We start from the raw sequence: 11,154 nt of genomic DNA, 5'->3' as shown, positions 1-11,154 counted from the left end.
CCCCGGGATCAGGAGGGCTCGCTTTCGTCGATCGGAACGTCCCATTCGCCGGATTGGATCGCGGCCTGTTTGGCCTCCATCGCAGGGATGGCGTCGGCAGGCACTTCGTCGGCGACATAGATCAGCTCATTGCCGCCATGGGCCATGAAGGAATATTCGGTATAGTTGCGCCCAGTGGGTTTGCCGGCCTGAACATCCGCCACGATGGCTTTGATGGTTGGCCCATAGTTCCATATCGCGTTGGCAAAGACCGTACCGGGATAGCGCGGTGTATAATCTATCAGTGAACCGATGGCCTTCACGCCGCGCGCCTGAGCGGCATCTGCGGTGCCAATGCGTTCACCAAACAGGATGTCCGCGCCTGCGTCGATCTGGGCAATCGCGGCTTCCTGCGCGCGAGCCGGATCAAACCATGCTCCGATGAAACCGTTAAGGAAAGTGGCGTCAGGGTTCACTTCACTGACGCCCATCCGGAAAGCATTGATCAGGAGGTTCACCTCGGGGATCGGATAACCGCCGACGGAACCAAATACATTGCTTTCCGACATTTGGCCGGCAAGCATTCCGGCCAGATAGGCCGCCTCGTGGTTGCGGGTGCCGAAGACACCAAAATTGTCGCCCTCCGGTCCGCCGGAGGACCCCATCAAAAACGCGGTATCGGGGTAATCACCCGCCACTTCGCGTGCTTCGCGTTCCACCGCGTAAGACTCGCCCCAAATGATTTGAGCGCCGCCTTCGGCGTATTCGCGCATCGCACGGGGATAGTCGGTCGGAGCGACACCCTCTGAAAACTCATATTCGATCAGACCAGCCTCGGCGGCTTCCTGCATCGCCACGTGGATCCGGCTGTTCCATGCATTTTCGACCGGAGACATATGCACGCCAGCGACGCGGATCGCAGATTGTGCATTGGCGCGGCGGATATAAGCCGGCAGGGCCAGCGTGGCCGCGGCGCCGACCATCAGTTGACGACGTGTAGTGGTGAGTTTCATCGGAGTATCCTCTTCTGTTGGTGGCAATTATTTTTGTTCTTGGTCTTCCTGAATATTGGGCCTGGGCGCGTAATCCGCGGGATCCAGGGTCGAGGGGCGGCCGGGCAGGGAAAGCGCGGCCAGTCTTGGTTCGGTGCGCGCCAGCACCTTGCCGTGTTTGATGACGGCAAGACGTGTGGCTTTCATGCGGACCGCTTCAATCGGGTCACGCGCTTGCAGCACAACCATGTTGGCTGGGCCGCCTTTGCGAATTGTCGGGTCGGGCAGACCCATGGTCTTGGCACCGTTCTGGGTAACGGATGTGAAAGCCCATTCCATCGCTTCGCGGGATGTCATCGGCACCGCATGCACGCCCATATGGGCCACTTCCAGCATGTCGGCGGACCCAAGAGAATACCATGGATCCATGGTGCAATCCTGCCCGAAGGAAACGTTTACACCTGCTGCACGCAATTCTGGTACGCGTGTCAGGCCACGGCGGCGCGGATAAGTGTCCGAGCGGCCTTGCAGAGTGATATTGATAAGCGGGTTCGGTACGACGTTCATGCCGCTTTCCGCGATCAGCGGAATAAGCTTCGAAGCATAGTAATTGTCGTATGAATGCATCGCGGTGACGTGGCTTGCAGTCACACGACCCCCGAGCCCGAGGCGCGTGGTCTCATAGGCGAGGGTTTCCACATGGCGCGACATCGGATCGTCGCTTTCATCACAGTGCAGGTCCAGCATCAGGTCGCGATCTGCGGCAATCTCGGCCAGCCTGGTGACCGATCGGGCGCCTTCCGACATCGTGCGTTCAAAATGCGGGATGCCGCCCACCACATCGACCCCCATATCGAGCGCCCGGATCAGATTTTTCTCTGCATTTTCCGCGCGGTACAGTCCATCTTGCGGGAATGCCACCAATTGCAGGTCAATATAGGGGGCAACCAGCTTGCGCACTTCCAGCAAAGCTTCGACGCCCACCAACGGAGTTGACGAAACATCCACATGCGAACGGATGGCCAGCAATCCCTGCGACACGGCCAGATCGCAATATCGCATGGCCCGCTCAATTACCGCTTCGGGCGTCAGAAGGGGCTTCAGTTCTCCCCAAAGCGCGATGCCCTCCAAAAGCGTGCCCGAAACATTCATACGTGGCGACCCGAGGCTAAGGGTGGCGTCCATATGGAAGTGCGGGTCGACGAACGGAGGTGAAACCAGGCGGCCCGTTGCATCAATTTCTTCGCGCGCCTCCCCCATGATGTCAGCGGTAATCTCCGCAACACGGTCGCCCTTGATCGCAATATCCACCGGTTCGCGGCCATCCGGCAAGCTGGCCCTTCTGATGATGATGTCAAACATTCATCCGCCCCCTAATTTGACCACATGGTAAAAGTATTCAAAAAAATTGCTATTTATTTTTACGGTGTTCTGGAATTGGCGCCTGTGCCAGCCTCTCAACTGCTCATTATCAAAGCCCGACTGATTAAATTTTGGCCGTCTACAACCCGGGATTTGGGGCAATGAACGCCCCGAGCCAAAAGAGCGCCCAGTTCATCCGCAAGATTGCTTGCTGACGTAAACAAAAGCTCTGGCCCGCCGACGCACAGCGATATTCGATGACCGGTGCGGCGAACAGAGGCGACAGCCCACTGAAATAAGTTCAACCAGAGCGTTGTGTGGTGAAGACATTGACAATCCGCCATCTGAAAGTGCCGTGTTTCATCTCGACCGGATTTGGTGATACCTCCTTGCACGTCATGACCAATGTCGCGCCAACGATCCTTTCCACGGTTTCCAGCCAGTTTATCGATGACTGGCTGACGGCATTGCGTACGCTATGCCCCGAGGCGCAGATGGCGTCGCTTCTCGGCCGGTCGGGTTTGGTCGCAGATACGCGTCACCCACATGGTCGCGTCACGTTGGATCAGATCGTATGCCTCTATCAACTTGCCGCAGTTGAGACCGGTGATGAGATGATGGGGCTTTGGAGCCGCCCGATCCGGCCGAGAGCTCTGCAACATCTTTTGACGACAGTCCGGGAAGCCACGTCTCTTTCATCGGCACTTTACCGCTTTTCGACCTTCTGGAACTTGTTGCTGGATGACTACCAGTTTGCTCTGGATGACGCCGACAACATGTTGGTGCTTACGCTGAAGCCACGGGGCGCGGCCCAGGTTCAGCGGTTCGGGCACATGCTGATACTCAAACTTGCCCACGGGCTCATGTCTTGGCTGGCGGGGCACGAAGTTCCGGTCAAGGCTGTCGATTTCGTGTTTGAGCGCCCCGACTTTGATCAGGATTACGCGGTCATCTTTCCAGCACCGCTGCGGTTCGGCCAAGGTGCCACCGCGATTTCGTTCGATCCGAATGCGCTGGGTCCAGTGCAGGCGCGCAGCACAAATGACCTTGACAGGTTTTTGCACAACGCACCCCGAGACTGGATCTTCACCAGTTCGCGAGAGCACACCCAATCGCTGCGGGTGCGCACCTATCTGTTCCAATCGGGATGGGACGCGGCAACCCTGACCCAGACGGCATCCGCGATGCACATGACCCCCCGCACCCTGATCCGCAGGCTGCATGCGGATGGTACATCGTTTCAGGCCATCAAGGATGCCCTGCGGCGTGATATCGCTATCCGTGATCTTCAGGCGGGGCGTAAAAGCGTTGAAGCCATCGCACATGATGTCGGATTTTCGTCGGCGGCCAATTTCCACCGGGCCTTTCAGCGCTGGACCGGAAGCACGCCGAGCTCATACCGCAGGGTGCAAATGTAGGGCGCCTGATTTGTCACTTTTGGACAATGATATGTCATTGCACGAGATGGTCCCCAGCGGGCAGGATCGCCATATCTTGCTGTAGAAAAACGTTCTTATCGGAAGTTTTGCCCTCAAAAAATTATCATCCCGCTCATCCATGGCTTCCCGGTTGTGGCGCCATCTGAGAATGACCGTCGTGAAAGGATCCACCAATGTCAGACAAACTCGACACCATACTCCAAGCCGCACGCGACCACGCCGAGCAGGTGATCCTGCCCAATGTGGATGCCTGGAACGCCGCGAAGAAGTGGCCGCGCGATGCTTCGGACAAGGCCGGGGCCGCTGGTCTGACGGGGCTCTACGCCCCCGAAGAGTTTGGCGGGCAGGCCTTGCCGCTGGCAGAAGGCATACAGGTTTATGAACAACTGGGACGGGGCGATGGCGCATATGCCTTTGCGCTGTCGATGCACAACATCTGTACCTTTGCGGGCTGCGGCTATGGCACGGATGCCTTCAAGGAAAAGTGGGCGCGGGACCTGACATCTGGACGCAAGCTGGCGAACTTTGCACTGACCGAACCACAATCCGGATCGGACGCAACAAACATGTATTCGCGCGCCGTTCTCAATGGCGACGGCACATGGACGATCAGCGGCGCGAAGGCATGGGTCAGCCTGGCGACCGAGGCGGATATCTATTTCACTGTGGTCAAGACCAGCGACGCACCCGGCCACAAGGACATGGCGATGATCGCCATTCCCGCCGACGCACCGGGCCTCAGCTTTGGGCCGCTTTATGATACCCCATCCTACAACTTCCTGCCCTTGGCCGAAATGTACATGGACAAGGTCGTGGTCGATGAAACCAACATCATCCTGCCCATTGGTCAGGGTCTTCAGGGCGCGCTCATGGCCATCGACATTGCCCGTGTTTCGATTGCCTCAGGATGTTGTGGATTGATGCAATCCGCGCTGGATACGGCGTTGTCCTATTCCAAGAACCGCAAGATGTTTGGCGGCAGGAACCTTGATCTGGACGGGATTCAGTGGATGCTGGGCGAGGTTGCAACCGACCTTGAAGCCTCAAAGCTTCTCTACCGAAAGGCAGCAGAAGCCCTTGGCACGCCCGAAGGTCCATTGATGGCTGCCCATGCGAAAAGGTTTGTGCCTGATGCCGCCGTGAAAGCTGCAAACACCTGTACGCAGGTTCTGGGAGGTGCGGGGTTGTTGCAACCCTACGGCCTGGATCGCTTGTCCCGCCTTGCGCAAATGCTGCGGATCGTGGACGGGACGACGGAAATCAGCCGTATGGTCATCGGGCGGGCCTTGCAAAAACGTGCGGCAACTCTGCCTGATCTGCCGGTACCGAAAGGTTTTGGCGAGACCGGCTGAATGTCCCGCACCGGTTTGATCGGCGCCAATTTGAGATTCTGCGCAGACATCAGCAAGATCAAAAGGCCGGCCGCATTATTGCGGCCGGTTGCCTGAATGGTTGACCGTGGTGCTAACTCGCCATGAACAAGGTCGCGCAAAGCGTATGAAGCTTTGCTTTCTGACGTCACTGACATGTGGGACGGTGACCAGCGAAGGGCAGGGGCACGGGGGCGAGAACATCAATAATCCCGACCACTCAATCAAACCCCAAACAAGCCAATCGCGGCTGCGGAACATTGCAATCTGACGAACCCGAGATCTGCCAAAGCAGGTATGCTCCATTGGGCATTGCAGTCCCCCAGTCAATTGGGTCCACTGATATGTTTGGAAAACGAAGGGCTTGAAGGTGTCCACAATCTCTGAAGACGGGCGCATTCACAGTACGCATAATGATGATTATGGTAAATTCATTTGGTGCGGGTGGAGGGACTTGAACCCCCACGCCTTGCGGCGCCAGAACCTAAATCTGGTGCGTCTACCAATTTCGCCACACCCGCAACCAAGCGCGTTAGCGCTGGATTGAAGCGGTCAATAACAAAGCTTGCATCGGAGTGCGAGAGGGAAAATTCGAGGAATACAAAGTTTGTGACTTGCAGGGCTGCCTGGTTAAAAACTGCAACCTGTTTTCGGCCTGGTTGATACCGCAAGCAACGCAACGGCTGCGAAACCAGAGGCATCTGAAACCCTACCTGCAACCGGTTTGAGAGTACCTATATGAAGCTGCTTTACGGCTTTTGGTTCACATGTTGACGCCTGGTACAATCAAGCCGTTCAAAAACGCGCTAACGTTGAATAGACGCCAGAACTACAGGTCGGAACTTGTGGCGCCAAACTTGGTGGAGAATCAAGGCACAACGGACCAGAGTTGGTGCAGTCTGATCCCGAAAACGGTCGCAGACTGCGTTGCTGGATCTGCCAAGGCACATAGCTTCATCCTGCAAATCCGGTGTTTTCAGTAAAGCAACAAAACATAAATATTTGTTTTTATTCAGAAGTATGAAGCTAAAAGATTTTCGACCTCCAAATCACTCGAATGCACCTGTGAAGACGTCGCCTTTGCCTCATTTGGCTGCGCCTACTATGCCTGCATACAAGCTTGTCTGACGTTTCAAGGTCCGATCTGCCGCATCGAAATACTCGCATCGGTTGAGGCATTCTTATGAGAGATCGACCACATTGCCGCCACAATTCAACCGCTAAAAAATCTTATTCGCGCCAAAATAACACCGCCTTGAAGGTACTTGTTGTTTATCAGGAGTTAATGAGTCTTTTTGCCACTTTGGCGCCTGTACGAGTTTTTTTGCTCAACTCCAATACAAGGCTTTCTGCTGTGACCGATTTGAATCCCTCCGCTGCCGCCGAGCAAGAAGCTGTCTTCTTCGCTCGTGAGAGTTTCCTTGGTGAGCTCAAGACTCTGAATCGCGACCACCCGACCACAGGCTTTGGTATTTCCCTTCGAACGCATTCCGGTGAACATTACCTGCTTGCGAACGCACGCATGCCGCTGCCAGCTGCAAAATCCGAAGGTTTCCCAACCGGGCGCCGCGTTGCTTGCCTCGAGAACGGCGACCGCTTCAGCTCGATCGAAGTTCTGGCCGATTCCAAGTCGTACGAAACCATTTCACCTCGGGCCGAGGCCGAAATATTAGGCAATGCATTGGACCTGATCGCGCGGATAGACACTCTGACAAGCGTTCCGGCGGGGCGTGTTGCGCACGAACCGCAAATTGCTGCAACGGGAACCGGAGGTTAAGTATGGCGCGCAACGATCACCTTTTGTCTGTGGGCAACGAAGCACTGGCACCGATGACGGCAACCATGGCTTCACTGACGGCTCAGATTGATCAACTGACTGAGGTGGCTGATGCGCGCTCCTCGGCACGGCTGGCGACGCTCAAGACCCGGATGGAGAACTTTACCGCCAGCGTCACGATGGTGGGCCAGGTCAAGGCCGGAAAATCCTCGATCGTCAATATTCTTGCCGGGCACCCCGGCCTGCTTCCGTCAGACGTCAACCCGTGGACGTCGGTGGTTACGACCCTGAACATCAACACGCGCCCACCCGGTGATACAAAGGCCAAGTTCACGTTTTTCGAGCAGGAAGAATGGGACAACCTGATGGTCGGTGGCGGTCGTCTTGGCGAATTGGCCAATCGCGCCGGCGCTGATGACGAGATGGAAGACATCCGCCGCCAGATCGGTGAGATGAAGGCCAAGTCAGAGGAACGTCTTGGCAAACATTTCGACCTGATCCTAGGTCAAAGCCATCAGTATGATCATTTCGATGAGGAACTGATTCAGCGTTATGTTTGCCTGGGCGATGAAGACGATCCCGATATTGACCCCAAAACGGGCCGGTTTGCTGATGTTACCAAATCAGCCGAGCTGTATATGGACATTCCGCAATACCCCATCGCGCTGAAACTGTGCGACACGCCGGGTGTGAACGATACGTTCATGGTGCGTGAACAAATCACTCTGCGCAGCCTACGCGGATCCGAAGTCTGCGTTGTGGTGTTGGCGGCAAGCCAGGCCCTGACGACAATGGACATGGCCCTGATGCGCATTATCGCGCAGTTCGAGAACCGGCAGATCATCCTGTTCGTCAACCGGATCGACGAGCTGTCCGATCCTGTGAACCAGGTTCCAGAGATCCGTGACCGCATTCAGGACACGCTGAAACAGAACAATATCGACACAAATACCAGCGTCGTTTTTGGCAGCGCACTGTGGGCCGAAGCGGCGTTGACCGGGAACCCGGATATTCTGACAGAAGAGTCGCGCCAGGCCTTGAATACGTTCTACCTGGCCGCCGGTTTCGGTGATCAGGCGGCCTCGCTCGACAAAATCTGGGCGCTGTCCGGTCTGCCCGATCTGCTGCTGGCCATGAATGAGCGCATTGCAGACGGTGCCGGAGCGCGCCTGATGGACCGCGTCCGCCATCGGGCGCGTAACATTGCCAGTCAGATCCGCGCGACTGCGGTTGCCAAGAATCTGTCCGAAGGCGAAGGCGTTGCACGGGATCTTGACGGCGTGTCGCCCGAAGAGGCGATAAACACGGTGTCAGCCGAATACGAAAAGAAAGCCGCCGAGTTGACAAATGCGCTGCGCGACAAAGTGTTGGAGCGTCTGAAGTCAGCCGAGGACAATTTCGTCAAACGCGCAACGGACTCTCTGATCGCGCATCTTGAAAAAAATGGCGAACAAGGCACGTGGCAATACGATCCCGCGGGTTTGCGGACGTTGCAAAAGGCTGCCTATTTCAGTTTCGCCCGCGCCATGCGAAAGGATGCAGGGGCGTTGTACGCAACCGCTGCTGCGGACGTCGAAGCGCTTTATCATAAGATACTCGGCAACCATCTGGGCGAATTCAGCATCGAAGCGCCCATTGTTCCCCGTGTTCCGCCGCCTCTCGGCATCGGCCGGACGATCGCACTGGACTTGCAAAGCACTTGGTGGCGACGTTGGTGGCAACGCCGAAAGGGGTTTGAGGCATATGCGGCGGATTACACGCGGCTGATCGCGTCCGAGGCAAACTCGATCACCAAGGATATCGAGGAAAACCAGATCGCGGCGGTTCTGGAAAACGTTCGCGCGATCCTGACGGATTTCCTGCGCGAGCAGAAGGAGACACTGCTGAGCATCTCGTCTTCTGCCGACAAGAACCCGGGTCAGACTGCGGCGGCGATGGCGGGCTTGCAGCCACAGAAATCCAAGGACGAGATTCTGGGTGACATACTGAAAGATCTAAGCAACGAAGCGGCATAAGTAGAAAAATGGCAAAAGATACACAAACACGCTTTGTTTCTCCGAAGGCATGGGAACGCATCGAGCAGTGGTCCCGTCGCAAACCGGTTTTCGCCCTGATGGGCGAGTTCAGCGCCGGTAAATCCACGTTGATGAACTTTTTGCTGCGAACGCAGACCTTGCCGACGCAGGTGACGGCAACCCAGTTGCCACCGGTCTGGTTTAGCTGGGGCAATCAAGCGCCCTATATCAAACGCCATGACGGAAGCACTGAACTGATCGAGCTGGATCAGCTTGAAACCGTTGGCGTCAATGACGCACAGTTCATCCGCATCTTCCTTGAGGCCGATATTCTGGAGGCTGTCGACCTGATCGACACACCCGGCATTTCGGACCCCAAGATCTCGACGGATGTGTGGCAACGCGCGGTGGGTCAGGCAAACGGCGTTTTGTGGTGTACCCACGCGACACAAGCCTGGCGCGAAACCGAACGCGCGACATGGGTTTCCCTACCCGAGAGGTTGCAACACAACTCTTTGCTTTTGGTGACGCGGGCAGATGCCCTGAGCCTCAAAGACCGTCAAAAAGTACTGCGTCGCGTTAACCGCGAAGCTGGTCACCTGTTCAATCGGTCCATTCTGTTCTCGGCCCGCGACGCAATCACTGCCCGGGACAAGACAGGTGATGCCGAGATGTGGTCGCGCAGCGGCGGAGGCAAGATGATCGACAGTTTCCTGGAGATCACGGAACAGATTATGGACAACCGCGCCGATCAGTTGGCTCGATACCAGATCGACAAGAGCCAAGCCGACGCACCCAAAGTCAAACCTTTGCGCCCTGCCCGTTCATCAAACGAGCCGACTGCCAGAGACGAAGCCGCACCCTTGAGGTTGGTGAACCCATTGGAGGCCGCCGGGCAATCGAACGCTGTAGGCGAAACAGTTGTAACCAGCTTCCCGGTACGACCTGCACGGGTCGAGCGGCGCTCGGATGAGGCCGAGCGGGTTCGGATCGATGCGGAAGAGGCTGAACGGCTGCGCGCAGAGATGACGGCAGAGCCGGTTCCGCTGCCCGTTGAACCCGACACAAGCGATGATCTGCGTTCCTTTTTCAAGGACACCTCGAACGACCCGCTGGAATTGACGAATGTCGCGGGCCTTGAGGATGACGAAGACGAATTCGAGCTGTCCGTTGACGCCGATCTGGAGGACGCATTGGATGACGACACGGGCGCTCTGGATGATGCTGAAATCAGTCCCGCGCCTCTTGCGGCTGTTGACAATTCCGATGATGTGCTTGCCTCGCTGAACACTTCGATGCAAGAGACCCAGATCGTGCCGGATGGCGAAGAAGAGGAATCCGAGCAGGCCGATTTGGCTGAAGATCGCGGCATAGAAGTTTCTGTATCCTCGATTACGGCATTGATGGCCGCGCAAACCGGCAACACTGCGGATGAGTATGAGCCGGAACCCGAAACCAGCGGTTTGATCGAAGCGGCCACCACCGAACAGGTTGACGCAGTTGAAAGAAGCGTTGCCATGCTGAGTGGCCTGCCCGAAGTTGCGGTCGGATCGCCTCTCAGCGCGTCGGATATGTGGCAGGAGGTTTCGAGAAATGAAGACCTGCCGCAAGATGCAGAAGGGCTGAAGAATGTATTCAAGGCCTTTCTGGCCGAGTTTGATCAGATCGCCATTGAACACAACGAAAGGCAAACCAAAGAGGCACTTCGATCCATTCCGAAAGCCAAAGAAAATAGCGGCGCTGAATGGCATGTGTTGTAAGGGTATCCGAATCGAGCTAGTGAGAAACTCATAAATGAAAACAATGGATTAGATGTCTATTCAAACCGCACTGAACTCCGCCATGGAAACGATACCCGACTGTATAGCAGCCGGGTATATCGACATGGAGACAGGGATGCTTTTGGGCAGCTCTGTTTCAGATCCCGACTGCGCGGATTCGTTGGATGTTTTGGCGGTGGCTGTGGCCAATCTGTTTCAGGGGCGCGGGGTTGCAGCCTTTGAAGCGCTCTTGCGTCAGGCTGGCAGTGCAGACGAAGAAAGCGCTGGCTTTGGGGAAGTCGCCGTTTTTTCCAAGGACAGGCTAAACATCTTTCTGCGGACCAAGGAATATCCTGATCATGTGGTCTGCTATATCTGCCGCAACAGTGCGAATGTCGGACTGGCGCTTACCAAATCACATCTCAGTCTGGGGCCGGTTGCGGCTGCGGTTTGAACGGGA

Annotated in this window: 8 protein-coding genes and 1 tRNA gene; 6 read left to right on the top strand and 3 right to left on the bottom strand. The window is 56.4% G+C overall.

The annotated features are described in order from the left end of the window. Positions 1-8: 8 nt before the first annotated feature. Together FIU92_RS18990 and FIU92_RS18985 are read right to left on the bottom strand one after the other, a co-directional pair. On the bottom strand, positions 9-992 hold the full coding sequence (locus tag FIU92_RS18990; RefSeq protein WP_152460283.1) for a BMP family protein: 984 nt from the start codon (positions 990-992) through the stop codon (positions 9-11). A gap of 27 nt (positions 993-1,019) precedes the next feature. Beyond that, a complete protein-coding gene (locus tag FIU92_RS18985; RefSeq protein WP_152460282.1) occupies positions 1,020-2,333 on the bottom strand; it encodes an amidohydrolase family protein in 1,314 nt (437 codons plus the stop codon). Positions 2,334-2,731: 398 nt separating this feature from the next. Between FIU92_RS18985 and FIU92_RS18980 the strand changes: the two genes are divergently transcribed. After that, positions 2,732-3,751, top strand: a complete 1,020-nt coding sequence (locus FIU92_RS18980; RefSeq protein WP_152460632.1) for an AraC family transcriptional regulator — start codon at positions 2,732-2,734, stop codon at positions 3,749-3,751. Between the two features lie 194 nt (positions 3,752-3,945). Further along, positions 3,946-5,124 (top strand): acyl-CoA dehydrogenase family protein, encoded by a 1,179-nt coding sequence (locus tag FIU92_RS18975; protein ID WP_152460281.1) that lies wholly within the window; start codon positions 3,946-3,948, stop codon positions 5,122-5,124. 454 nt (positions 5,125-5,578) lie between these two features. On the opposite strand, the gene FIU92_RS18970 is transcribed toward FIU92_RS18975, so the two are convergent. Beyond that, positions 5,579-5,663: transfer RNA gene (locus FIU92_RS18970), tRNA-Leu, on the bottom strand. Between the two features lie 662 nt (positions 5,664-6,325). Between FIU92_RS18970 and FIU92_RS18965 the strand changes: the two genes are divergently transcribed. Genes FIU92_RS18965 through FIU92_RS18950 form a run of 4 tightly spaced genes read left to right on the top strand, consistent with a single transcriptional unit; the run spans position 6,326 to position 11,148 of the window. Next, positions 6,326-6,919, top strand: a complete 594-nt coding sequence (locus tag FIU92_RS18965) for a hypothetical protein (protein WP_253283537.1) — start codon at positions 6,326-6,328, stop codon at positions 6,917-6,919. A gap of 2 nt (positions 6,920-6,921) precedes the next feature. Continuing rightward, on the top strand, positions 6,922-8,934 hold the full coding sequence (locus FIU92_RS18960; RefSeq protein ID WP_152460280.1) for a dynamin family protein: 2,013 nt from the start codon (positions 6,922-6,924) through the stop codon (positions 8,932-8,934). 8 nt (positions 8,935-8,942) lie between these two features. After that, a complete protein-coding gene (locus FIU92_RS18955) occupies positions 8,943-10,694 on the top strand; it encodes a dynamin family protein (RefSeq protein WP_152460279.1) in 1,752 nt (583 codons plus the stop codon). A 52-nt stretch (positions 10,695-10,746) separates the two neighbouring features. After that, a complete protein-coding gene (locus FIU92_RS18950; RefSeq protein WP_152460278.1) occupies positions 10,747-11,148 on the top strand; it encodes a hypothetical protein in 402 nt (133 codons plus the stop codon). Positions 11,149-11,154: the final 6 nt, after the last annotated feature.

The organism is Ruegeria sp. THAF33 (genome assembly GCF_009363615.1).
Taxonomy (GTDB): Bacteria; Pseudomonadota; Alphaproteobacteria; order Rhodobacterales; family Rhodobacteraceae; genus Ruegeria.
Note: the sequence above shows the minus strand (reverse complement) of the source record. Positions and strands in the feature narration are given on the sequence as shown.